This is a genomic window from Veronia pacifica, from assembly GCF_001707825.1.
In the GTDB taxonomy this organism is placed as follows: domain Bacteria; phylum Pseudomonadota; class Gammaproteobacteria; order Enterobacterales; family Vibrionaceae; genus Veronia; species Veronia pacifica.
The window spans coordinates 1-25222 of record NZ_LYBM01000008.1; the positions used below are offsets into that span (position 1 = coordinate 1).

General features: G+C 42.8%; 20 protein-coding genes. 9 read left to right on the plus strand and 11 right to left on the minus strand.

The annotated features are described in order from the left end of the window. On the minus strand, window positions 1-920 hold a 920-nt coding region (locus tag A8L45_RS06305; protein ID WP_068900354.1), incomplete at its 3' end, for a flavin monoamine oxidase family protein. A 33-nt stretch (window positions 921-953) separates the two neighbouring features. After that, a complete protein-coding gene (locus A8L45_RS06310; RefSeq protein WP_068900356.1) occupies window positions 954-1616 on the minus strand; it encodes an SDR family NAD(P)-dependent oxidoreductase in 663 nt (220 codons plus the stop codon). A 410-nt stretch (window positions 1617-2026) separates the two neighbouring features. Here A8L45_RS06310 and A8L45_RS06315 point away from each other — a divergent pair, with 410 nt between their 5' ends. The 4 genes from A8L45_RS06315 to A8L45_RS06330 all read left to right on the plus strand — a co-directional run bounded on the left by A8L45_RS06315 (window position 2027) and on the right by A8L45_RS06330 (window position 6333). Further along, window positions 2027-2632: an outer membrane beta-barrel protein gene (locus A8L45_RS06315; RefSeq protein WP_068900358.1), complete on the plus strand. Its 606-nt coding sequence runs from the start codon at window positions 2027-2029 to the stop codon at window positions 2630-2632. A gap of 18 nt (window positions 2633-2650) precedes the next feature. Next, on the plus strand, window positions 2651-3226 hold the full coding sequence (locus A8L45_RS06320) for an outer membrane beta-barrel protein (RefSeq protein WP_068900360.1): 576 nt from the start codon (window positions 2651-2653) through the stop codon (window positions 3224-3226). A gap of 488 nt (window positions 3227-3714) precedes the next feature. Beyond that, window positions 3715-5097, plus strand: coding sequence for a phosphoethanolamine transferase (locus A8L45_RS06325; protein ID WP_175401927.1), 1383 nt, complete (start codon window positions 3715-3717; stop codon window positions 5095-5097). 321 nt (window positions 5098-5418) lie between these two features. After that, window positions 5419-6333 (plus strand): LysR substrate-binding domain-containing protein, encoded by a 915-nt coding sequence (locus tag A8L45_RS06330; RefSeq protein WP_068900363.1) that lies wholly within the window; start codon window positions 5419-5421, stop codon window positions 6331-6333. 47 nt (window positions 6334-6380) lie between these two features. Here A8L45_RS06330 and A8L45_RS06335 read toward each other — a convergent pair whose 3' ends face one another. Further along, window positions 6381-7154, minus strand: a complete 774-nt coding sequence (locus A8L45_RS06335; protein ID WP_068900365.1) for an MBL fold metallo-hydrolase — start codon at window positions 7152-7154, stop codon at window positions 6381-6383. 570 nt (window positions 7155-7724) lie between these two features. Then, window positions 7725-8234 (minus strand): hypothetical protein, encoded by a 510-nt coding sequence (locus A8L45_RS06340; protein WP_068900367.1) that lies wholly within the window; start codon window positions 8232-8234, stop codon window positions 7725-7727. A 259-nt stretch (window positions 8235-8493) separates the two neighbouring features. Here A8L45_RS06340 and A8L45_RS06345 point away from each other — a divergent pair, with 259 nt between their 5' ends. Continuing rightward, window positions 8494-12090, plus strand: a complete 3597-nt coding sequence (locus tag A8L45_RS06345; protein ID WP_068900369.1) for a M66 family metalloprotease — start codon at window positions 8494-8496, stop codon at window positions 12088-12090. A gap of 98 nt (window positions 12091-12188) precedes the next feature. On the opposite strand, the gene A8L45_RS06350 is transcribed toward A8L45_RS06345, so the two are convergent. After that, window positions 12189-12827, minus strand: a complete 639-nt coding sequence (locus A8L45_RS06350; protein WP_068900371.1) for a glutathione S-transferase family protein — start codon at window positions 12825-12827, stop codon at window positions 12189-12191. Window positions 12828-12885: 58 nt separating this feature from the next. Continuing rightward, window positions 12886-13593, minus strand: coding sequence for a cupin domain-containing protein (locus tag A8L45_RS06355; RefSeq protein WP_068900373.1), 708 nt, complete (start codon window positions 13591-13593; stop codon window positions 12886-12888). An 829-nt stretch (window positions 13594-14422) separates the two neighbouring features. On the opposite strand from A8L45_RS06355, the gene A8L45_RS06360 reads away from it, so the two are divergent. Both A8L45_RS06360 and A8L45_RS06365 read left to right on the plus strand, forming a co-directional pair. Continuing rightward, a complete protein-coding gene (locus A8L45_RS06360) occupies window positions 14423-15370 on the plus strand; it encodes a glycine betaine ABC transporter substrate-binding protein (RefSeq protein WP_175401928.1) in 948 nt (315 codons plus the stop codon). A gap of 33 nt (window positions 15371-15403) precedes the next feature. Beyond that, window positions 15404-17485, plus strand: coding sequence for a putative bifunctional diguanylate cyclase/phosphodiesterase (locus tag A8L45_RS06365; RefSeq protein WP_068900384.1), 2082 nt, complete (start codon window positions 15404-15406; stop codon window positions 17483-17485). A 158-nt stretch (window positions 17486-17643) separates the two neighbouring features. Here A8L45_RS06365 and A8L45_RS06370 read toward each other — a convergent pair whose 3' ends face one another. From A8L45_RS06370 to A8L45_RS06385, 4 genes are all read right to left on the minus strand, one after another. Beyond that, entirely contained in the window at window positions 17644-18156 is a 513-nt protein-coding gene (locus A8L45_RS06370; RefSeq protein ID WP_068900386.1) for a hypothetical protein, read from the minus strand. A 287-nt stretch (window positions 18157-18443) separates the two neighbouring features. Further along, complete coding sequence (locus A8L45_RS06375; RefSeq protein WP_068900388.1) at window positions 18444-19016, minus strand: hypothetical protein; 573 nt, start codon at window positions 19014-19016, stop codon at window positions 18444-18446. Further along, on the minus strand, window positions 19006-19554 hold the full coding sequence (locus A8L45_RS06380; protein ID WP_068900389.1) for a sigma-70 family RNA polymerase sigma factor: 549 nt from the start codon (window positions 19552-19554) through the stop codon (window positions 19006-19008). The genes A8L45_RS06375 and A8L45_RS06380 overlap by 11 nt, the downstream gene beginning before the upstream one ends. A gap of 4 nt (window positions 19555-19558) precedes the next feature. Continuing rightward, window positions 19559-21271 carry a vWA domain-containing protein gene (locus A8L45_RS06385; protein WP_083228236.1) on the minus strand — a complete coding sequence of 571 codons (1713 nt, stop codon included), beginning with the start codon at window positions 21269-21271 and terminating at the stop codon, window positions 19559-19561. Window positions 21272-21505: 234 nt separating this feature from the next. Here A8L45_RS06385 and A8L45_RS06390 point away from each other — a divergent pair, with 234 nt between their 5' ends. Together A8L45_RS06390 and A8L45_RS06395 are read left to right on the plus strand one after the other, a co-directional pair. Continuing rightward, the gene (locus A8L45_RS06390) at window positions 21506-22045 is read left to right on the plus strand and encodes a hypothetical protein (protein WP_068900391.1); all 540 of its coding nucleotides are present in this window, start codon (window positions 21506-21508) and stop codon (window positions 22043-22045) included. Between the two features lie 143 nt (window positions 22046-22188). Then, window positions 22189-22434: a PnuC protein gene (locus A8L45_RS06395; protein ID WP_068900393.1), complete on the plus strand. Its 246-nt coding sequence runs from the start codon at window positions 22189-22191 to the stop codon at window positions 22432-22434. Window positions 22435-23253: 819 nt separating this feature from the next. Here the strand turns inward: A8L45_RS06395 and A8L45_RS06400 are convergent. Beyond that, window positions 23254-24636 carry a multicopper oxidase family protein gene (locus tag A8L45_RS06400; protein WP_068900395.1) on the minus strand — a complete coding sequence of 461 codons (1383 nt, stop codon included), beginning with the start codon at window positions 24634-24636 and terminating at the stop codon, window positions 23254-23256. Between the last annotated feature and the right edge of the window lie 586 nt (window positions 24637-25222).

Below are 25222 nucleotides of genomic sequence, written 5' to 3' on the forward strand. Positions count from 1 at the left end.
TTGGCAGTCTCAGTTTCCTGTGACCAGTCAACTAATTGAACATCTAATGGCTTTGCTGCTTGCTCACCAAATATTCGTGTCAATTGTTCAACCGCCAGCGACTTCAGTTTTTCTTCACCTGCCGTCTTCCTTGTTTGTGCGTTATAACCAATAAAACCAAACAAGGCACCGGCGCCTTTCCCACCATTCACTGTCGCGTCATGGATTTCTACCAAGGGTCCGAGACGACTGCTAGCAGTACCAGAGTTACCGTCTTCTCGCCAGAAAGGTTTCTCATAGACTGCAACCAGTTTTGCATGTGCAGCCATCCAGGTTGGTGTATTGACCATGGCGTTAAGTATGTTTTCCGGCAGTTCAGGTGAAAAACCAATTTGATCAACCAATATTCGCAGTGGTAATGCGGTGATCACATAGTCAGCCTCAACTGTAAAGCTATCTTCATTCCGCTCATAAGTTACAATGTAACTATTGTTATCTTTACTGACACGGGTAACCTGCGCATTTAACTCAACTTGCTCTGGATTGAGTTGCTCAAACACAGCGTTCACCAGAGCGTACATACCACCCTCTATGCGATACGAGCTTGGTGTATTTACATAAATACCAGGAATCACTTTTGGCGGTGCGCCTTTGGCTTCATCAATCAAATAGTTGCCCTCTTCGTGCTGAGTGAAGGCGTTCAATGAGAATTTTTTCACCAAGGATTCAATTCGCCGATTCATGCCTGGCCAAAACCACGATGGCCCAAGGTCATAATATTCACTTTCACCGCGACGTGTTGTCTGTGAGGTGAGTATTCGACCACCAATTCTATCGCGTGACTCAAGAATGATTGAATCTATACCTTTCTGCTTAAGCAAATATGCTGCATAGAGTCCACTGAGGCCAGCGCCAATAATAACCACTTTATTTTTTTTCATAATATTGCCTCCAATCTTGCATCACGAACAGTGTTAAAACGCCTCATTCTGAGGGCGAAGATCGAGTTCGTGGCTCCATGTTGATTTAGGCTGCTTCACCAGATTGAGATAGACTTCTGCGATATCTTTAGGCAGCAGAGCATTTTCAATTTGTAGGTTTGGAAAACGCTTGAGACTGACTTCAGACCAGATGATTCCATCCAGTATTACATGAGCAATATGGATACCATTCGGTTGAAACTCTCGTGCCAGAGACTGTGCCAATCCCCGTAATGCAAATTTCGCTGATGCAAAGGGAGAGAAGCCTTTGCCGCCCTTGGTGCTTGCCGTTGCGCCAGTAAAAATCACGGTTCCTCTATGCAATGCTGCCATTGCTGGGATAGCGGATTTTGCTACATTAAATGCAGACAGGGTGGTCGTTTTCCACGTTTGCTCAAAGTCATCGGCGGTCAAACTTTCCAGTTGTCCTCGGCCCAGATGAGCAACATTATGAATCACGATTTCAGGTGTTCCATAATGTTTGGTTATTTCAGCGAAAACTCTGTCTGTCGCATCTGGATCAGTCAAATCAGCCTCAAAGTCACCTCCATGACGGGCGATTCCCAGCACGGTGTAGCCTTCCATTTCGAAACGCTCTTTCAGTGCTTTTCCGAGCCCTGCACCATAGCCAGTGATCACAGCGAGTTTCTTGTCCATGTCCTTCTCCTGCTGAATTAATGCAGATGTTCTTAATGAAGCTATTGTGCCCATTTGAAAAAAAACGGACAAATGATGAGTTTTTGTGCTGAGTAAAGAAATTGTTTCTCGGAGGGTGACTGTAGCGATTGTGGATAAATTACACCTTATTTTGAGAGGAGTTAAAAATCACAAACTACTGTTTAGAAACAATTATTTTAGTGTTCAATGAAATTGGTTATTGGGAGTGATAATGCATGCATTACCCGTTAGGTGTATTTTTGGTGTGGTAAAAATGAAGATTCCGCCGTTATGTTTGCATCATAACCCTATATATTCTCGCCCAATAAAATGTTGTTTTCTATTTTTGGTAGGGCTTGGCTGTCGTCAGGTATCTCCACATTGGGCAGAGACGTATATTCGGAGTGATCATGAAAAAATCCCTAATCCTTATGGCTGGTGTATTACTTACCGCTCAAGCAAATGCTGACGAATTTCATCCGTATATTGGTGGCGGTATAGGTAAAACATCGATCAATGATTCAGGCTGGTCTGTTTCTGAGCAGGAAGGCTCTCGGATGAAGTCGAATGCGATGGACTATCACGCGTTTGCCGGTGTTTATCAGGACAAAATTTTTGGCTTTGAACTGGGTTATACCAAGTACGGCAGAACATCGATCGCTGACGGTATTGGAAAGGCGGTTGATTATCATTGGCAGCCTACTTCTATTTCAGCATCGGTAAATATGGGTTATACCTCCAAGTCTGGTATCCGACCTTTTGTTCTGCTGGGCGGCTCATATGTGAAAATTAACCAATCAAGACCTTTGATCAAAAATGGCGAAAACGGTGTGGTTGGGCTTCATTACGGCATTGGTGCCGAATATGCGCCTGCTGTTACTAAAGGAGTCACTTTCCGAGTGGCATACGAAGGCGACATGATTGAAATTAATCGCTCATCCATTGTAGATCCAGCAGGTAAAGACTACGGGATTAGTCTCGGCAGTGTTTATGCTGGCGCGGCCTATAAATTTTAATTGAGTAGGCAGTCCCTGATGAAAAAAAACATTCTCGCTTTATCCTTGTTTGCTGCCTGTAGTGCGCATGCCTCGGCAGCAGACACGTCCTTCTTCTATATAGGAGGAGGTTATGGCAATACCAGCAACGTCAAGTTTAGTGATGATAAAGGACACTCGGCCAGTTATGACGTGTCCAAAAAAACAAAACGTATATATACCGGTATAAGGTTTAATCGATTCGCTGCCCTTGAGGGACAGTATACAGATTACGGTGATCCTAAAGTGGGTAAGCTCGATGCATCATCAGTTACCGTATTGGGGAACTTTGGTTTTACCACCGACATTGGTGTGCGGCCTTTCGTTAACCTAGGTTTAGGGATCACGGCTTACAACAGTGGTCAGAATAAAAAACACAAAAACGAAAAAGATGGACGCCCATCCGTTCGTTATGGCTTTGGTGTGGAGTACACGCCAAAGCAACTGCCACAAATCAGTGTCAGACTCGCCTCTGAGCACGATAAAGTCTTTATGGATAATGAAGATAGGGCCGTGAATAATCCGACAATGGATTTGGGGTCCGTTTACCTTGGTGTGAGCTACAACCTTTACTAAGTAGTCAGTTTTGCTCAGCACTTGCTTGGAGATTATTTCTATCTCCATGTCGAGAAAAGCCAGCGCAAACTGGCTTTTTTCTAACAAGAAATTCGTCACTGAACTGACAAAAATGGTATTGTGCTGTCCGTTTTAGGGCAGGACTTATTATGTTCGGGGCTTATCCTTTCAACGGACTGCGGGGAGTTAAAAAGCAAATAAACTGAAATAAGCGCATAGGTACAAAGTAATAAATGAATACTCTCTCTTGGTACTCGTCGTTGTCTGAGCGCATTAGACAGCCAAAGTTAACATTCCTCTCTACACTCTTTCTCGCTTTAACTCTCTGTTTTTCTGAGTGGTTGTTAAGACAATATTATGCTGTGGGTTCAGCTGAACATATTGGCTATTCAGTCATATATGGTTTGATAATCGGTTTTATCATCACGTATGCCTCATCTAAATTTGTTGCATTGACATATGTAGTGTTTTTTTCAATCGCATATACAATGCAGTACTCCAATCTTGCCTATTTCGGCTACTGGATGTCGCCGATGGATATTTGGTTGCTGCTTGAGAAATCGGCAGAGGTATTGGTCGACGGTGTCGCGATGATTGGGCACCTAAGTGTGTCGATTGTATTGATATTGCTGGTGTGTGCAGCCTTTACACTGTGTTTCAAAATGAGGCAGCAAAGCAAACAAAAATCTCGTGCCTTATCTGTGTTTGGCTTAATTTTACTGCTTTTCTATCCGGTGAAAATGATGCTTGATAGAGATTTTGATTTGGGTCGGCTACCAAAGCTCCAGCACACCGCAGTCAAAACATCGCTTTACACAGCGTCACGCTTTTTTGCTCATATATTACCCGATGAGATTTTAGGCTTGAGTGCAGTCAAGCCTGCGCTGCATCCTGCGCCTGCATCTCTGAATGAGGGGCTTTCTGACAATATCATTTTTGTGATGGGAGAAAGCCTTTCTTCAGACTATATGGGCGTCTTTGGATATGACCAGCCGACAACGCCTTGGCTCACTGAGCAAAAGAAGGAAGGACTCGGTCTCATTAAACAGGGCTTTTCCGGCGGTCTGTTTACCGATATCAGTGTGCCTTATCTGTTCAATATGATTGAAAAGCCCAATGCAAGACAGCAAATTGAACGAGGTACTGCAAACCTTTTTCGGTTGGCCAAACTCCACGGTTATCAGACTCACTTCTTATCCGCTCAAATGCGTTCAGGCCTGGCTTTGACATCGAAGATTGGAAAGCAATGGGTAGACGATTACGCAGACTCTTCATCAATTACTGGCGACGAGTATCAGCCTGTTGATGACAGTCAATTACTTGACTGGTTGAGTAAGATAGATGCAAATAAAAAGAACTTTATAGTTTTGCATCAAAATGGCTCACATGAACCTTATGCTATTCGGTCACCTTTATCGTCAAAGGTCTTTGGAACGTCAAATCTGCTTGAAGAATACTTAAACAGTGTTCATTACACAGACAGTATTCTTAAAGCGATCAACAGTCGTCTTGAAACACTTCCCGGCAAGTGGACACTTCTTTTTACGTCTGACCATGGTCAGCATGTGAGCAAAACAGCGGGTGGAAAGGGCAATTTCAAATATAGCAGTAACTACGACGTACCCATCTTTATCAAATCTAACGTACCGCAGGTGAGGGATCTGGCGGGAGCACGATTTGATCAATGTCCGAAGGTGTTTCAGGTTCAGTTGTCTGCATTTGTTGCTGAAGTATTAGGATACAGTAATGACTTTACGTCGTGTCAATCAGGGTATATCTCAGGTAAGAGGCTGACTGGAGATTCAGGGTATATGAAGTTAACCAGACTACCGGATACAGACGAATATCAGAGTAAGATCCTTTATCGTTAGCCTGCAGTCACTGACTCTTAGCATGAAACGTAGCTTTCCTATTTTTCGAGTGAAGATAAATTTTACAATCGTTAAGTCAGCGTTTACGCTGGCTTAACTGCCATCTCGATTCTTTCATCGTATAAGCAATAAAGTGGTTATTTCGTCATCTCTATACGAAGCAATGTTTATAAACTTTCAGTTTAATCAGCGATGGTTAAGTAAAGACATTGCTAAAGTTAACTCTTTTAAATTCAATTAGTTTTAGTGATGAGAAAATATCCTTTCTCTGTACGGTGCTATGCTTGCGATTAAGCATATTATTATTCAGAAAAGGGACATATGAACCGACTTGCGCATCTTAACGGAATTAAAGCATTTGAAGCAGCCGCACGACATTTAAGTTTTGTTGCAGCTGCAGAAGAGCTTAATGTCACACCGGCAGCAGTTGGTCAGCAGGTTAGGCAACTTGAAGATTGGCTAGGTATAAAGTTATTTATCCGGGCGACCTCAGGCCAGGCGAGGCTGACATTAACGGAGGAAGCTAAACAAGCTTATCCAGATATATATCAAGGTTTTAACCTGATATTAAATGGGCTCAGTAAGCTGAAAAGTCCGAATTTTGACGAAAAACTGACCGTAAGTGTTAGTCCGTCGATTGCAGCGAAATGGCTGTTACCACGAATCGCGGACTTTCAGCTCAGATTTCCTGACTACGACCTGTGTATTTCAACGAAAATCGAAACGCAGGACTATGCAAAGGAATCAATTGATATCGGTATTCGCTACGGTAATGGCTACTGGCCCGGATATGAAAGCCTCTTTCTGATGGATGAGGAAATCTTTCCCGTTTGTACGCCTGAGTTTGCTCAAAATTATCAGCTGAAAGAAGACTCGATGGAGACACTGGCTGATATCCCACTGCTATTCGATGTATCCGTCGAGAAGAATAAACTTTATCCCAGCTGGACCGAGTGGTTCGAGAAACAAAAACTCGCAATCCCTGACAACCATGTGGGACTTAAAATTAATAGCTTTTCCGAAGTCATAGAGAGCGCAATACGTGGCGAGGGATTAGCTTTGGCAAGAAGTATTTTGGTGGAAAAAGATTTAGCAGAAGGGAAGCTTGTCTGTCCTTTCGATATCGGGGCGGTCAGTTACACGTCAAATTTTGCATACTACGCGGTATGGACTGCTGGTGGTGTTGTCTCTGAAAAGGTGGAAGATTTCAAACTTTGGTTACAGGCTCAGGTTTGAACAGTCGATAAGAAAAGCCGCGTTAATCGCGGCTTTCTTTTTCGGCACTAGGGCAGTGCATACGTCAGGTTAAACGGGATTGCCACATCGAGAAGTTTGGGGATTGCGAGTTTGTTATCGCGCTCCAAACGTGCAGCTACATATTCTTCTTCACTCACTTTGCCGCTTAGCATCACATTTTCACTCTTCTGTTCAGCCAGTGTTGAGTAAACATCGGGTTCCTCATCATCACTTGGATAGTCATGGCACAAATAGACTTTTGTGTTATCGGGCAGCCCATAAAGACGAGAAATCGACCGATAGAGATCATTGGCACTGCCACCGGGAAAGTCTGCCCGTGCTGTTCCTCGATGTGGTGCGAAGAGAGTATCGCCAACAAAAATACTGTCATCAATATGATACGTCAGGTCAGCGGGAGTATGTCCGGGCGTTGCCAAAACATTTACGGATATATCACTGAATGGCAGTGTGTCGCCGTCATTAAGTAGAATGTCAAAAGAAGCCAGAGGCTTACCGTTTACGGTCTCTACCCAAGTGTCATAAACATCAGCAATTTTTGTGCTGATCGCTGTCTTACCGCCAGCATATTGCTGTAAAGCCTGTGCCCCGGAAAGGTGATCCGCATGTATGTGTGTTTCGAGAATATATTGAAGCTCAAGGTCTTGCGATTTGAGTTCATCAACCACTTTTTTTAATGAATCGTGACTGATCTTTCCATCAACATAGTCCAGTACCGGATCAATCACGATAGCCTGCTGTGATTGGGAAACAATGTACGTCAGTGTGCCTGTCTGACGGTGGAAAAAAGGCTGAACTTTCATAGTAACCCTCCTAATTATTATTTTTCTCAATCGATGCTTTGCAAAACATCTTTTTGAATTCGGGTTTTAGTGTATTCATCCAGTCTTGCAGCGACGACGCACAAAAAATTCTCACACCGACAGAATTTCTTTGTCAGTGTCTGCAGAATTATCGTTATTAGGATGGTGTGTGAGACTGGGGTGGTGAAGACTTGACGTTGGTCATTAGGGTTTACTTGTTGTTCTAGTTCAATCAGCGAATATCACTTTTTACGAGATACCAAAATCATACTGTCACAAAGTGAACAGACGGAACAGCGTCTCTAAACTACAACATATTCCTAGTGATTTTTTTGTGCAATTTTTTATTTAATTTACACTAGTGTTCCGTCAATTAAAAATAGTAATGATCAACATTTTCATAATAGATGTTTAATAATATATTAATTATCAATACCTAAATAAAATATTTTTATCATTCGTTATTACTAATGCTCTATCAAATAAAAAATTAGTATAGGTATTAATATTTAACATACTGAACTTTAAAATTCAGCATGTTAAAAAATCAAGATAAACTCAGAGGTATTACTAATATGACCAATTCTCATCATTCCAGACATTATTGGGGTATGTAGAAACAAATTCGTCTCTTAAATTTAAGTTTTTAATTGAGTACCACGATTTTGAACCTGTTTTTTTCCACGATATATCCCCTAGCATAGTAACACCTGAATCATTCGACGTTACTATCATATTTATGCTTTTAAATGTTGATGATGAATCATTTCCTCGAGTTCTTTTCAATTTTACTTCATTTAGATTTATTCTTTCTCCAGAATTAGTAAGAATATAAAAAAAACCACCTTGTCCTGAAGTAACACTCTCAATTTTACCATTCTCACGTGTGAAATATAACTTAATACCACCTTTAGCGATTCCATTTAGGTTAGCAAGGCGGTTGAAGATATCTTTGCCTTCGTACACAATTTTTCCTACAACAAGAGACTTTCCTTTCTCTGGTTTTGAGTTAGGCCCTGAAGCACAGCCAATTAGAATGAATGAGATAACTAAAAAGAATACTTTTGAAAAGTTAGACATGGTATCAGCCGTTATTAATTTAAATAATTATAAAAAATAAATTTTATATCTTTTTCTCATTTCGTTTTGCGATTCGGTTCCAAGAAAAATCAACTTTTAAGATTTGTCTATATCTACATGAAAATTTTTTTAGAAAAAATTACTTATTTATGTTCCTTGGTTGAGACTACAGAAACGTTTACATACTTATTTTATTTAGTTAGACAATACACTAATCTAAAAGGACTGGGAAAAATTGTTCGTAGTATGAGGAGTTCACATGAAGCGATATCGACTCATCGTTTCTCTCGCATTTGTTGTGTTTTGTAATACTGCATGTGAAGGAGATAAGGTTCAACAAGAGGCGAGTGTGGTTGAGGGTGCCCCGAATAAATATATCGATATTATTGTCAGCAATGGTTACCTGAACAATGCGACGGTGTGGTTGGATCAGAACGTTAATTTCCGACAAGATGAAAATGAGCCTGTTGCGAACTCCGATGCCAATGGTGTCGCCCGCCTTAATGTATCCGGTATCGATTTTCCCGAGCGCTTTCCAGTCGTTGCGGCCATTAATGCTGGTAGTACGATAGATGTAAAATCTAACAAAGCTTTAGAACATTCCTACTTTATGAGCTCTCCGCCCGGGGTATCTATTGTGACCCCGCTGACAACGATTGTTGATTTCAGGCTCCATCAACTCAACCTACGGCAATCTAATTCTCTCACTCAAAGTCAGATATTGAATACTGACGCGATTTCATGGGTGTCGTTGTTGTATGGACTAGACAGGGAAGTGGTAACGTCAGATTTTATGAAAAATCAGGATGAGACGGCGCAATATATTGCCTCGAACCTCGTTGAGTCGGGTCTATTTCTCTCTATTACAGACATGTTCGATACAGGTCAGCGCAATCGAACATTTGCTCAGACCGTTTCTCCGACTAAAGATCTTATGCTGGTGAGCAAAGCAATAATGCATATGGTCTCGCACCTCAAGGAGCAGGGTATAACGTCAATGGATAAAATGACCCAAACATTTATCGCTCTTGGTGACGCAAAGACCTGCCCGGATAGCTATGTGCAGTTTAATAATTATTGTGGAATCGATTCTGATTTTGATGGGATAGGGAATCTCATTGATAACGATGATGATGAAGACGGCTTTGATGATAACCTTGATAGATATCCGCTTGACGCCTCAGAGTATGCGGATTCTGACAATGACGGGATTGGAGATAACAGGGACAACGACGACGATAATGATGGAGTTGTGGATAGCCTGGATGCGTTGCCTTTGAATCCACTGGAATGGCAGGACACTGATGGTGATACCATCGGAAACAATGCAGATATAGATGACGATAATGATGGTGTTCCAGATATCAATGATGCTTTCCCTCTGGACGCCGGAGAGTCCATTGACACAGATGCGGACGGTATTGGAAACAATGCTGATACTGATGATGACGGTGATGGGGTGGCAGATGTGGATGATGAGTTTCCGCTGGACTCTTCCCAGACAGGCCCCCAGTACATCAGCCATGATAGCTATATTGATTTCAATAAAAATCAGTTCAACGATCTGTCGGGTACACTCAGTGGCTACTTACTCTTTGGCCAACACGCTATTATCCCGGCGAGTGATCACATAGGTAATGACAGGCAGCCGCACTTGACGGGTAACCGTAAAACATTGGTTCTGTTGAGACCGAATGTTCCCTTGAGCGATATAGACTCGTTGAATGTAACGGTTAAGAGCAACGAGGGGGCTGAGCTATTTGCCGCACAGATGCTGTCGCCGGAGAGACTGCCGAAAGTCGCTGGGCAAACAAAGGTGCCGCAGGGTTTTGACTCAGCAACCATGGATTTCACCCTACCAACTGAGTTCGATCATTATGTCGCAGGACAAAATGCACTTAATCAGTTAGATAAGAATGGGTCAAGGCTCAACGCTATCTTCGAGAGTGCCAATACAGTGAAGGTCTCTACGTATAATGGTGCATGGCGACGATCATTCTACTTGCCTGAATCAAATAATTTAAATGGAAAAAAAATTGTCTTCCAGTCATCTGCTGGATACGGCTCCACAGTCAATTACGGCAAGTTAAGTAGACCTTTAAACAACGGTAGCACACTTGTATTTGTCAACATCCATGGTACCTGGCTAAACGCTTCCGATTTTGAGTACAGCAAAATTCGATACGGCGATAATTTTTGGACTGCTGTCATACCTGCCAAACATATTCAAACGGGTATCCAATTTCAATTTTCACTTCAGCTAAAAGACACCAAAACACTTGACGGAAAAATCGACAAACTTCATGTTGGCCCTGCCACCGAGTTGATCCTTCACACTATTGACGTTGGCATGTTGACTAAAAATCGCGAGGGATTCCTATTCCAGTATGACGAAAGGTACGCCCGGGAATATTTCCAGACGCTACCGGCCAGTAGACTGATAATGTCGACATATGAGCCTCAATACTTTACAGAAGTGATGATGTATGACGGCACATTACTTGTCGATAAAGCGCTGGATAATGGCGGTTGGCATAGTGGTTCAATGCGGGAAGCGATAGGTAAAATGCTTATTTCGATTGGAATTAATAATGCTAACTACGGAATCAATGCCTCTGATGTATGGATGCAAGCGGGCCGTGGACACCCTTATAGCGTTGCTCAGTTAACCGCACACAATACAGTGGGCGTGTATCAAAATGGTGTGATCGTGCATGGTGGGTCAGGCGGCGCAGGTATGGTAACGCTGGATAGTAGCATCGGAAACGAGATGAGCCATGAGCTTGGACATAACTATAGCCTCGGTCATTACCCCGGTGGCTTTATAGGCACCATACACAAGCCAGCAGACCAAGTGAATTCGACATGGGGATGGGAGAGTGAAAAAAATCTGTTTGTGCCAAATTTTGGTCTGACACCATCGAACACAAACGCTTGCCTGAATGGTGAGTGTGTTGCTCCATTTAATGGTCATAGATTCGGTTCAGATTCAATGGGGGGCGGGGCGCCTCATGTACCAAGCGTTAACGCATTTACGATGTACACTCCTTATTCTGCCAAAATCATACAGAGTTTTTTCGAGAGTAAAGCCTTGTTCTCACCGTCTTCATCCACTGGATTTATCAAATGGGATCCCGAGCTGAAGCAGATGAAGGAATGGCAACACTCTGTCGTTAACAAAACCCTGGCAGCCATATCGCCATCTAGTTCAGACGAAGCATCAGTTGCAAACCTACTGCAGAATTATGATGGTGTCAGTGTCCATTTCAGTAATGGATATTGGGCGGGTAATATTCATATTCCATCAGCATCGGCAGAGAATAACGGAAAAATGTTGAAGGTGGGTCATTCAGCTGGATGGAACAGTCGGCTGCACATTAATGACTCGGTCATTACCTTGTCGTGGGGGACGGTCAAAAACTATCAATCTGATGGAGAGACCTGGGTTGAAATGAGTGATCTTAATTCGCTCACCGTTCCCAGAAAGCCAGAGCGCTTTGGTGTCCCTGTCACCACACTGGTTGGTTATTTCGATCCGGAACGAAAACTCTCCAGTTATATCTATCCTGCTTTGCATGGTTCCTATGGCATGGTGTATGCGGCAGACAGTGACAATAACCAGCCCGCTAACAGTTGCTACTTAGTCGTCACATCGGATGAAGGCAAAGCCGATTACTATTTATCAAATCACCGGTTTACACCGTCACGGATGAACCAGTTCAACGTTAATATCGAGACAGAAACGAATCCAACCAAAGCAGAGATTGTATGTGAGGACGTCGTTGTTGCCAGCCGTGATATTTCTCCGCCGAAAAAGAAGCTCAATACCTATATCGTGCCTCAGAACGATAAGTAGCGATGGGTCGGAAATAAAAAAGAGCCAGGTTAACTGGCTCTTTTACTTTTAGTGTTCAGGAAACAAGCTGATAATCTTTCAGGCAAATCTACCTTTGATTAAGCGCTGAGACTCGCTCTCTGTGCCACTCTTTTTCGCCAAGCAATGAGATTCTTGAGCTCTGAGGATATCTCCACTTTGGCGAAGTCAGCAAAGGCTAGACCATAAAACAAAGTAATGTCTGCCATTGAAAACTTGTCGCCAGCAACGAACTCATTATTTGCAAGGTGCCGATCAAAATACAACATACCGTTCTTTGCTGTATTGAGCTGAATATTACCCCACTGTGAACATTGGTTTGTCTCCAGGTCTGGGCCCAGTCCCTCAGTCGCATGGTGAAAATAGGTTCCAACAGCGTCCATTACCATTGATTCTGCACGTCGCTGCATCATGTGAACCTGTGCTCTTTCCAAGGGCGTTGAGCCAGTTAAACTCGGGCCATCGAAGTGGGCGTCAATGTATTCAGTGATCGCCGTAGATTCGGAGATAAAGTCGCCTTCTGCTGTCCGCATCACCGGCACAGTGCCGAGAGGGTTCATTGCATAGAAACTCTCTGTCCTGTGCTCCTTGTTCATCACATCAATTTCGACAAAATCGACTTCTTCCATTGCATTCTTTTCTGCCAGTGCCGCTCTTATTCTTGCCGGGTTAGGGAAGCCTGTTGTTTCAAAAATGGTGATTTTATTTTCTGCTGACATGGTGTCTCCTTACTTGTCTGTTCTCAGTGCATTGATGTAAGTATTTGTCACGTCGTACTTACAAAGATTTTCTGGCATACCCTTTACCAATTTTCCTGTATACCGTTGCTCCGTTTTCACTAGAGATGGTCACTGGCGTACCCTCAGCAAACCTCAACCACGAACGCTCTGGGTAGCTGACGCCATTGACAGTGACTTCTCCTTTGATGACGAAAAATTCTGCGACATCATTAAAAAGTTGCGTTTCTGACTCGTACCCTGCGTCGAACATAAACGCGTCAGTGTGTTCATAATCGGACTCCCAAAGATGTAATTTGCACGACTTATTACTGTCTTTTTTCCACTCTGCCGTGTTCATGTCGATGATAAATTGCTCTTTTCCCTCTTCAGGTGGGAGCTGGGCCAGTTTTACGAAAATTTCGCAGCCATCGTCTGAGAATGGTCTGTGTGTTGAACACACTGGGTTGCGAACATAATACCCTTTAGGGTAATTGCCATGGTTATCCTGAAACGTGCCTTCTAATACAATGAATTCCTCACCGCCCGGGTGAGCGTGGGGTTCAAAATAACTTTCAGGTGCATAACGCACCACGGATGTCGCTCTTATCGCGACCTCATCGCCCCGTCTCTCAAACATCATTCTTTCTACCCCTTTCATAGGAGTCGGGCTGAATGGCGTCTCTCCACCATGAATCTTGACGGTCTTATCGAAATCTACGTTCGTTTCAATAAACTTTTGAGCTGCTGTTTTTTGAGCGGTTGCCATAGTCGTACCCTCTCTGCATGTGTATTCCGTACTTTTGAGCCCAGTTTATGGCTATATGTTGCATCGGACGACGCAGTATTTTTTCATTCCAGAACAGATTTTCTTTACCGTTCCAATTTATCAGTTATATCATTGAAATATATGGTTTATTTTTTATTAACGATGATGCTTTTTGACGGTAGACACCACGTCTATCGTCCCATCTGACAGAGCGTGGCAAGTAAGAGTATATGTCGTATAGCGCTGCCGTCACTCACTGAGTAGGTATACACAAATCAAAGCCGGGGTTGGGCAGGATTTTTGGTCGTTAAGTGGCCAAAGGGGGGTGTTGATATTTTGTAAACTGAAGGAACCAATTTAAATACCTTATAAATGATTATATCAATGACGTTTTCCATGAAGGAGATGGCTATGCTGTCTATAAAATTTATCAGATTGGTCTGTCTACTTAGAATAATAAGATGTCATTTATTACTCATATCAAAAATAACTTGAAATGCGTAAAAAATTAATTAAGACAACGTAAAACAAAGTAGTCATGGGGATAAAGCATATCCCAAAAACTACTTTTTATCATAACTCAAATGAAAATTTTTAATTTTTTTGGATAAAAATTTTAGACACCAATAAATTTATTGAGGTCTATACTTTGATTCATTACTACTGAAAAATTTTTTACTGGTAAACGTCGGGTCATAAATTTTTAAATTTCTACAAGTACGGTAATTACTTGAAGGTTGTAACTTTGATTATATCGAACACTATACCAGACCTATTTTTTTATATTCGCAGGGCTTTTTTTTCTGGTGTGTTCACTATTTCTCTTTTGATGTCGTTGCCAACTTCTGCCTTGGAACAGAAGATAAAACTGCTCAAACTTGACTGGGCCAGCCAGAACGCGTTGACACACATTACCGAAATTTTGCTTAACAAAGCAGGTGTATCCACCGAGATAGTTGAGGCAGATTCGTTGGGCCAATGGTTTTTTCTTTATTCCGGGCGTGCTGACGTACAAATGGAGGTATGGGCTCATGACCATTCACCACTAAAGCGCCTTTTGTCAGAAGGTTACATTATCAAGGCGGGTGACCATTTGGCTGAAGGGAGAAAGGAGTGGTGGTATCCCGAACACGTAAAGGAGATGTGTCCCGGATTACCAGACTGGCGCGCGTTGAACGAATGCTATCGTATCTTTGCCCCTGAAGCTGAAGAGCCAACTGCTGTCGGAAGTGAGGCGTTAGGAAGATTTTTTTCTGGTCCGTGGAATGAAAATATAGAGGCAAGAATCAGAGCGCTGGAACTTAAATACCATACTGAATATGTTAATGACGAGGGCGAGCTATGGTCGTTACTCGATAATGCAGTCACCGAAAATAAACCTATTATACTTTTAAACTGGACACCAAATTGGGTAGATAGAATATATCCGGGCGAGTTTGTTGAATTCCCTAAACATCAACAAGACTGCGAAACTCAACCCAATTGGGGACTAAACCGTTTACATATTTTTGATTGCGGTTATCCGTCTGAAACGAAAATAGTCAAAGTAGCCGTGGATGGACTACCTATCTGTGTCATTAAAATTATTAACAGTATTAGCCTCACTGAAGCAGACATGGTTTTTTTATCTTCGCTAATAAAACTAGACATTAATTATCGATATACAGCACGCGAAACGGCCGAAATATGGATAAAGCAAAATAAGAGAAGATGGGATACTTGGTTATCTGGAGTGTCATGCGCACCGACTGAAAATGATGCTTTCAATACCATTTAAAATCGTTAACAAAGATTCTGAGATTTGAAGGTTATGCAAACAACTAAACATCAAGCCAGACAATCGCTTTCAAAGAAACTGCTCAAAAAGAGCGTATTTGTTACCTTACTACTCGGACTAGTGAGTAGCCTGTTTTTCACGTATCAGGGAATAAATGATGAGCTCAATCGAGAAATTGAGGGAGCGAGGGAGCGGATTAATGCGGTTGCGCCAAGCACGGCCTTGGCATTGTACTCTATGGATCAAAATCAGCTCCGCACACTGATGAAAAGCTTTGAAGCCGATCCTATGTTTACTTTTGTTGAGGTGAAAGATTTACGCGGTAATGTTGCTCACCGAATAGATGTTCCGCATGCCATGTCACCTATGTCTACTTTGATGTTGTCTTTAGTACCTGATAAAAAGACAAAGTTTCAGCTCACCCTGTCCTACGAGGTTGATGCAGGTAACCAGATTGAAATGATTAACGTAGGTTCGATGGAAGTCGAGGTTGATACGTTACACATGCTCAACACGGCGGCGAACCTTCTCTTCGGTATTACTACCAGTACGCTGGTATCAGTCATGTTAACCATGGTTGTCCTTATGGTGTTATGCCATCGACAAATCATTAAAGCGCTCACTCAAATGAGTGAGTTTCTGACTGTGAAAGATGATGGCAATCACATAGGTAACTACCCGATACCCGATGAGCATGAGGATGACGAAATAGGCGCCTTAATCACTTCATTTAATGATGTGACGCTTCAGTCTCAAGCTTATATGGACCAACTGAAAAGAAAGACAGAAAAGCTTCGCGCACTCTCGGATACGGATCCTCTTACTGGTCTATGGAATCGCCGTGCATTGTTGGCAAAGTTAACCCGGATTTGTCGCTCTGAATACGAACAAAAATGGGCCGTGATCGCGCTGGGAATGAATGAGTTAAAAGATTTTAATGATAAGTACGGCCACAAAAGAGGCGATAGCCTCATCAAACTATATGGGCAATATTTAACTGAGAATCTACCTGAATCTACCTTCATCGCTCGGGCAAGCGGCGATGCTTTTACTATGGTGGCACCCGTTCAAAGTATTGATGATGAAATATTTGATAAACTTAAAACACTTCAAATGTTCTATCTGCCAGACGACCATCATACGTTGCCAGATGAACAAATCTCGTCGTCTGTTGGTGTATCGATTTACCCCGAACATGCCAATAAACCGGAAGCTTTGATACAGTGTGCCGACGTTGCTCTCTTTTCTGCCAAAACACATGGTGAGAATGACACTCACTTCTGCTTTTACTCGCCGGAGCTTGATCTCAAGCTGAAGCACTACATGCAACTTCGCAAAGAATTACACAAAATTCTTCATGACTCTGCCTTCTACGTTGTCTATCAACCGAAAGTTTGCCTGAATAATGGCAAGGTTATCGGCGCAGAGGTGCTGTTCAGGTTGAGGAGCAATCCCAATCGTGCACCATTTGAGCTACTTGAGGTGGCGGAAGAAAGCGGTCAAATCATTCGCTTGGGTCAGTCGGTGATAGAAATGACGTTTTCACAAATGAAGCCTTATGTCAGGCGTTTCCCTGACAACTTTAGGATTAGCGTTAACATTTCTCCTCGCCAGTTCAAAGACGAAGGATTCATTCCTTTTCTGGATAATATCAGTAAGAAAACGGGTTTTCCTCTCAACCGCTTGGACATAGAAATCACTGAAACCAGTCAAATGACGGGGTCTGATGTGCTGGAGAGAAACAGACAGTGGATGGAAGAGAAGGGGATCACTGTCACTCTGGATGACTTTGGTACAGGTTTTGCATCGCTGGAGTATCTGCTTCACTTTGGATTTGATCAGATAAAAATAGATAGGCAGTTTATCAAACGCCTGCCAGAGGATGATGAATCGCGTTCTATCGTAACGACTATGGTCTATTTGGCAAAACAGTTTGGTATGACAATTGTGGCGGAAGGTATTGAGCTCGACAGTCAGGAAGTGTGCCTCAGAGATCTCGGTATCGAATATGGGCAGGGTTTTCTATACAGTCGAGGAATAGAAATGGATGAATTTCTGAGCCTCGTAGAGTTTGTTGATATCGAAACCAACGATAAGCCTGCAGTTAATGAGTGACTCTGAATCAGAGGCTTGAAGCGTACCATGCTACTTTAGGCGCTGAGTGGAGATAAGCGTGCAATGGGTTAGTGTGGCCTAATCGCTCAGGACATCAGCAATACTTGCTAAACAATCGAACATTTGATGTGTGCATACCTATCAGCTCACACGGTTTTTTAAGATTTGACTCCGCAACTCTTCTCAAGGTTTTCCACTGTCAGATTTGGTTCTTCTTTGGACCGGTCGTATTCTCGCAGTGACTTGACTAAGCAGTAGTAAGTTTGTCTTAACGCCTTATCTTCAGGGTTTTCAATGGCACTGATCCTGTAACGGGTAATTGTTTCTTTAAACCAAGCTTGTACGATACTGGTTAAGGTATTGTCGCAAACTGCGGTCACTACTCCGGTTAACTTATCAATATAGTTTGAGGCGTTATTTTGACCATTCTGATGTACATGGGTATTGAGATTATCAAATTGCTTGGATTCGATAAGTAGTTGGAAGTTAGCGACTTTGTCGCATTGCTGCGCAGAACCAATATTTACAGCCACTACATTATTCAACAGTGTTGCGGATCTTGACTGCAGTTCAGCGAGTTTCTTGTATTCCTCGATTACATTGTTACTGACTGGATCTGACGAGACTGCAGTGGCAACAAGTGCAACGAGCAATAGTACGAGCTTGGTCATTATCACTATCTTCCTGAAAAAACCTATCTGGCGTTTACCTGAACCAACGTGCTCAGATGAACATCTCCCAATCCCTGTCCGTTATTCACATTCCGCATACTCGGTTGAAGTTTATTCTGAGTTTGAGGAAAAATACCAGATGTTATCGGGCAGTTACCTGAGTATCTCTTGTTTTAATTGCGCCGCAAAAGTTTATAACGTCTGGAAGTTGCCATTGTTAATACATTTAAGACAAATAGCTTAAAGTTCGGATCTTCGGGCATCAAAAGATCTGTTTGCCTGCGTTTTTACTCAGTATATGATGGTGGCACGCGTTTCTTATGGTTGTCAGAGAGTAAGGACTTCAACGCGCTTGGAAGCGTATCAGTGAGTTCAGGTCGCTCTTCAAGTAGCTTTTTTAATTGTTGTTTGGCTTTTATCGTCTCGCCACGTTCGAGTAGATCTTGAATATTGGCAAATGGATTTTCCATGCTAACTGGCTCAGGCGCAATAATTTTAGTCGCCATACGCTGACTATTTGACAGTGATTCAGCTGCTGGCGCGCCGAGGAAAATCTCGCTTTGGATATCTGGTGTTACCCCTTGTATCTGTCGAATTTTTTCATCTGACTTTGTATCCTGCAACTCGTAGGACTTGAGTTCATTAATATCTTTCAGTGTTTCCTTATTATTCCAAGGGACCAGTATGGCTAACAAACCAACACATGCCGCTGCTCCAATGTAAGACCACCATCGGCGTGAAGTATGTTGTTGCCGAACTGATTTTATAAGAATCAGGTCGTCGATTTCTTTCGGAGGTAGCTCATCAGCGTGCTGTTGATACGTGCTGATCACCTTCTCATTATCAAACTCACTCGCCATCAGACACTCCTAGCTTCTTAGACAAGCACTGCCTGAGGGAGTCCAGTGCATAACGTAGTCGTGTTTTCATTGTTTCTGGCTTTGCCGCGATGATAGTGCAAATATCTTCCCGGGAGAAACCGGCGTCATGCCTGAGAAGAAATACTTCTTTCTGGGAATGGGGGAGCTTGGTAACACATGCTTTAATAGCGCTCCCAATATCAACGTTATCATTTGTTGTTGATGGTTCTTCATCCCATTGCGCCTGTTTTAACCAGTTAGATTGAGACTTCATCTTCCTGTGCTCATCAACCATAAGATTATGCGCAATACGATAAAGCCAGGTAGTAAATTTCGCCTTCGCCTGATATTCATCACGGCTGTCTATGACCCGAACCCAAGTTTCCTGATAGAGTTCCTCGGCTCGGGCCCGGCAATGTAGCTGACGAATAAAATAGCGATACAGCGGGCCCTTGTGTTTTTCATAAAGGATGGCAAAGGCGCTACTGTCGCCCTCGCCATATGCGGTCATCAGATGCTCATCCTTGGTTTCTGTCATGTGTTTATAAGCTTGGGGCGATTTCTACCAGACTAACAAACTCACCACGATAGTTAAAAGGATCATTTCCGCGGCTTTTTCTCGCAATTTCAGCAATTTCAGGATAACTCATACCGGTCAGATACCGGTTATCTTTGAGTTTCTGCGCAAACGCGGCGACAGCGGCAGCGAAACGGAAATCTTCTGATGCCTTATCAAAATCATTCAACACAGTACTTTGTTTGACCTGTCTTTTTACCATTTTACTGACCTCACTCCCTGGCAACTTATAACGAACCTTGACCTCAAGCAATTCACTGGGATTGTTCACCTTGTTCGATTTGGCGTATCGCAGCTCATCAATTTGTCCTTCAGCACCCGCTAATGTGAGTTCATAAAGCGCAGTGACAGTATGGCCAGCGCCGATATCACCCGCGTCAACAGCGTCATTTTTAAAATCCTCGTCACGAAGTTTACGGTTGGTGTAACCAATGAGTCTGTACTCTTTTACTGCATCCGGATTGAACTCAACCTGTACTTTCACGTCAGACGCAATGTGTTGCACGGTCCCACTTAACTGGCGGCTAAGTACTTTCTTTGCCTCGTGGAGCGTGTCGATATAGGCATGATTACCATCACCGATATTAGCAAGTTGCTCCATAACCGCATCATTATAATTTCCTCGGCCAAAGCCCAGTGTGGTCAGTGCTATACCTTGTTTTCTTTTCTCCTTTATTATCGCTTTTAGCTCATCAATATTGGTGGTTCCTACATTGAAGTCACCATCTGTTGCCAGAACGACACGGTTAACACCCTTTTCAATTTTAGCGTTTAATGCTTGCTGATATGCCAGTTGGATACCGCCTTCACCATTAGTCGCTCCCCCCGCTTTCAGGCCTTTTAGCGCATCAAGAATGACAGATTTTTCACTTGCAGGTGTCGGCTTTAAGAGGAGTTTGGTGCTGCTGGCATAAGTGATAAGGCTCACTGTATCTTTATCCGACAACTGATTGACCAAGAGTGAGAGACTTTTGATAAGCAAAGGCAGTTTATTGGATTCATTCATTGAACCCGACACATCAATCAAAAAGACAAGGTTTGAGGGTTTCCTCTCGGTGACCGGCACATCGTAGCCTTTGAGAGTGATCCGCATCAGTTTTCTATCCTTGTGCCAGGGGGCTGGTGCCAACTCAGTAAAAATGGAGAAGGGCTGGTCTTTATTTTCAGGCGCAGGATAGTTGTAGTCAAAATAGTTGATAAAGGCTTCTTCTCGAATAGCATCCGGATGAGGTTTATTGCCTAATTGCAAATAACTACGAACATTGGCATAGCTTCCTGTGTCAACATCGACAGAGAATGTCGACAATGGTGCCTGTGAAGTAAGAAAGACGCCGTTGCTCGGGGTGGGTAAGTAATTATCCTTATTGGGTTGGATGATTGACGACTCTCTTCTTGGAGGAAACGGGACAACTTCTGTGTGGTATCTGGCTTGTAAAGCCAGTCCGACGTTTGCGTGTTTTGAAAAGTCGGCAGAACCTTTTGATAGAGATACCTCTGCAAGTGGTGTTTTCACTATGCTGTTTTCTTCGTTTGGCGTCCCGGGTTTGATCTGTTTGATTTGCTCTTTTTCAGGCTTTGACTGAGTAAGCGGATTGTCGTTATCTGTTCGCTCAGCTGTGCATGCGGTAATGACTAATAGTGTAAAAGATAGTGCTAATCCGATTTTAGCAGTATTCATGAGTGCGCCCCCTATAACTGGCTGAAAGAACAAGATTGTCTGCATTGAATCAAAACATTTTTCGACCTTACAAACGTCCGGGCAGAAAAAAGGGGTGATTTTTTTGATTCTTTTTTTCACTTTTTTACCCGACGTTAGAAAAGACTGTTTAATGAACTATTCGCATTTCGAGGTCACCTATCTAAAAAGAGTCAAAAGACGTGAAGCCCAAACCATATTGAATAGGACGTATAAATGAAAAAATGGCCATCGATTAGCAAAGGAATTTCAGTGCTTATGCTGCTTCACTGTTATCAGCTTCAAGCCCAGCCGTCGTTGATACAGGAAGAACAAGGCGTATTGATTGGGAAGTGGCATTGTGTAGCAAAGATGGATGGTGAAAAGCCAATCAGCTTTGATGGGGTCACTGATTACTTATCGAATGGTACCTTCTTGAGTGAGGTGAAAACTGTCGCTAATCTGCCGGGTCTAGAAATTTCAATAAGCTTCAATGTTTCATCAAATGGGAATTGGAAGCGACAACAACAGCTGTTAAACGAATCAACAATCAGGTACTCGGTGACAGGAAACAATGCAATATCTGATAAATTTGCGCCTTTGATGGAAACTCGATTACCTAGTGGCGCAAAGTGGACACTAAGTTGGCTCAATGACGGCTCAATGATTAAGATTGGAAATAATGGTCTGAGACACAATTGCAAAAAAGTTGGCAGCGCGGAACAGTTCACCAAGGTACAAGAGAATCCTGCGCTGGCACGGGGCAAGTTAGAGTAATAATTGGTATTTACCCTTTGAAAAAATAGTGAACTCTCTCGCGGCGATAACACCACGATGCCTAACTAACGGTCATTTGGTGTGATTACTAATGATAAAATCTTCAACAATATGTTCGTTATAAAAACAAGGTGTTAAGCAGAATGGATTACCTGCAATATTTTGGTATCGACTGGATAGCCATGGTACTGACTTTTTTGGCTATCTGGCAGATTGGCAATAAGAACAAAGTCGGTTTTATGCTCATGATGCTCGGTAATACCAGTTGGATCGCGGTTGGATATCTAACTGGGAGTATGGCGATGATAATCGCTAACATTATTTTTCTAACTATGAATCTTCGAGCCATTATTAAGTGGTCTCAGCCAACACCTGAACCCTCGTCGTAAACTATGTTTTTTCTCCGCGCCAAGGCGTCACAAACCATAGTGATGGGTATCTTTTGCCTCTAGAAAATGAGGGAGTGTCAGCTCTTCCGTTGAATATTTTAAAGTTCTCTAATGTAGCTTGGCGTGGTGAAAAAAGTAAAAAAATAGCCCTCATTGATTAAATGAGGGCTCCAAGGAAAAAATAACGTCTGAAAAACCAAGTTGATGTGCAGGGATACATTCACTTGGTGCAACTAGAGTGCAGTTGGATGATTTTTGATGCAACACCTAACCTCTCCCTATAAGATCCTACTTCACCAACACAATGTATCCAGTAAATCACCACATGATGTAATTTGATTTTCATTCATAAAATATGTCGATATTGAGTGATCCTAACTATCGAATCTCGAGTCACATAACAGTGTTCTGCATCCTATCTGTAAAATGCTTAAAGCGAACCTAGTTTTTTATTATGGATTAACCTCAACGTCATTTAATCACTCTGTAGCCATTCTAAATTTGTGATTGCTCGCTGTTCATATGTCGCTATATCGTGCGGATTAGCGTTTAAAATTTGCTTGGTAGTGGTAGAAAAAAGCGGTTTGAGAGGTTAGCCTAGGCCGTTGTATTCGTCTGGTTTTGGAGCGATGTTATGGTAGGGAGTAGTTTGATATTAATGTCGGTGATATATCGCTAATATCGAATTTTACAGCGTTAAAAAAACATCGCTCTGTAAGTGTTTATATGCAAAGAAAAATGAAGGGCGTCCGTATTGTCCAACCGCCCTTACTTATTTGAATAAGGTGATAGATAGAATAATCACTTTAAATCAGTAATTCATGTTACCTCAATGTATCCCATAAGGCCTGTTTTCATGTGCTCAATAATATGGCAGTGATACATCCATCTTCCCGGGTTGTCTGCAACAAAAGCTGCTTTGGCATAGCCATTTCTTCCTAGTAACACAGTATCAGTATGAAAGGGTTCTGCCAGCTTTTTACCGTCCAGTTCCAATACGGTAAAAGTATGTCCATGCAGGTGAATAGGGTGGTGATACTGTGTCAGGTTACGCAGGTAAAAAATATAGGTTTTACCCAGAGTCAGCCGGGAAAGCGGAGCCGGAATATTGTCTTTGGTCATCCCTTCCCATGCTCGCTTATTCATTAACCAAAACTTTGGCTTCACTTTCCCGTCGCTATCGGCAGGACTGACAGCTCCCGCCCACTCGAAAACAAAATTGAGATTTTCTGCATTATCCAAATCTAGCAATGGCACCGGGTTCAGAGGCAGAGCGGGTAGGGTTTGATTGGCTGGCAGAGTGGAAGCGACAACATTGAAACTACACAGCGGAAACGCAAATTTACCTCTCATGAATCGAACATGTACCTGTTGACCTGCATTTGGAGCCACGAGACCAATATCTACCCGCATGCCCGGGCTGATTTTGTGCTCTGTTAAACGGTAAGGGGTTTTAATTGGATTGCCATCGATTGCAATAACCCAAGCCTCACACCCCTCAACAGCGATAGGATAGGTCATGGTGTTGTCGACATTGGCAATTCTAAGTCGTGTGGTTGCATTTTGTTTGAGTTGATAAGTGGGTTCGTGAACGCCGTTAACCGTTGCCCACTCTCCAGGTGTACCCATTCTCGCAGAGTAACGGGGGATCATCAGGTCTTTCCATCCACCCTGTTTGTCTAGATGCCAGTGCTTCAGCACGACTTCATGTTCTTCATCGAAAATAACAGGTGAAGCTTCTTCAACAATAATAAGCCCGACCAATCCCATACCAAGTTGCTTAACACTGTTCATATGAGGGTGATACCAAAACGTACCCGCGTCTGGAGGCGTGAACTCATAAACAAAGGTTTCACCGGGCATGATAGGTCTTTGGCTTAAAAAGGGTACGCCATCCATTTCGACTGGAATACGCAAACCATGCCAATGGATGGTTGTCGGTTCGTTGAGCTTATTGGTCAGCCTAATAGTGACTTTTTCACCTTGTCTGCAACGTATAGTTGGCGCTGGAATTTGTCCGTTAAAGCCAAGTACCTCAGTCGTATGACCCGGCACGAGTTCAGCAGTTGCGGGCTCTGTAGTGAGGTCATACACGTACTGATCGCCAGCACTCTCTGAGCGAACAAGGGTGCAGGAAGGGAGAAGAGGCAAGGCTGAAACGGCGAGAGAGCGGCCAATAAATTGGCGTCTTGAGATATCCATATAAAGGCTCCGTAGTGGGCTGATAATGCATTTTATGTGCAGTGTGCGTTTACGTCATCCAGATTTACTCATGGTCATTACATTTCTATCAGTATGATGAGGGCGTATTTACTCACTTGCGGTAATACATTGTTCGAAGAAAGTAAAATATCAGCCCCTTGCGGCCCATGTGACTGAGTTAAATAACCAGACTTATAGTCCGCTCAGAACCTCATGCGAGAGAGTTCTCGATGAATCCTTCAACGGTTATGCAATGATTACTAGGCCACTATTAGTTGTTGGCCTACATAGTCACTCGGGGGGGGAGGGGTGGATATTGTCTGACCAAGACTCGCTCAACGAAACCAGTATTGTTAACGGGCAATGGAGATGATTATGTTCAATTTGTGGACGTAAAGGATGTCGATAAGTTTATCTTACTCTGCCTGAGCGAAAGGAAAGTGGGTGATTACAACTTATCGGAACTACGTTTAACGTGGCGAGAGCTTGCTGAAAATCGCAATATAAAAAATGGTCATTGCGTTAACAAATAGATGATAAAAGAGGCACAAATCAGATTCAGTCAACTGCCGCTTTTTTGTCCCAA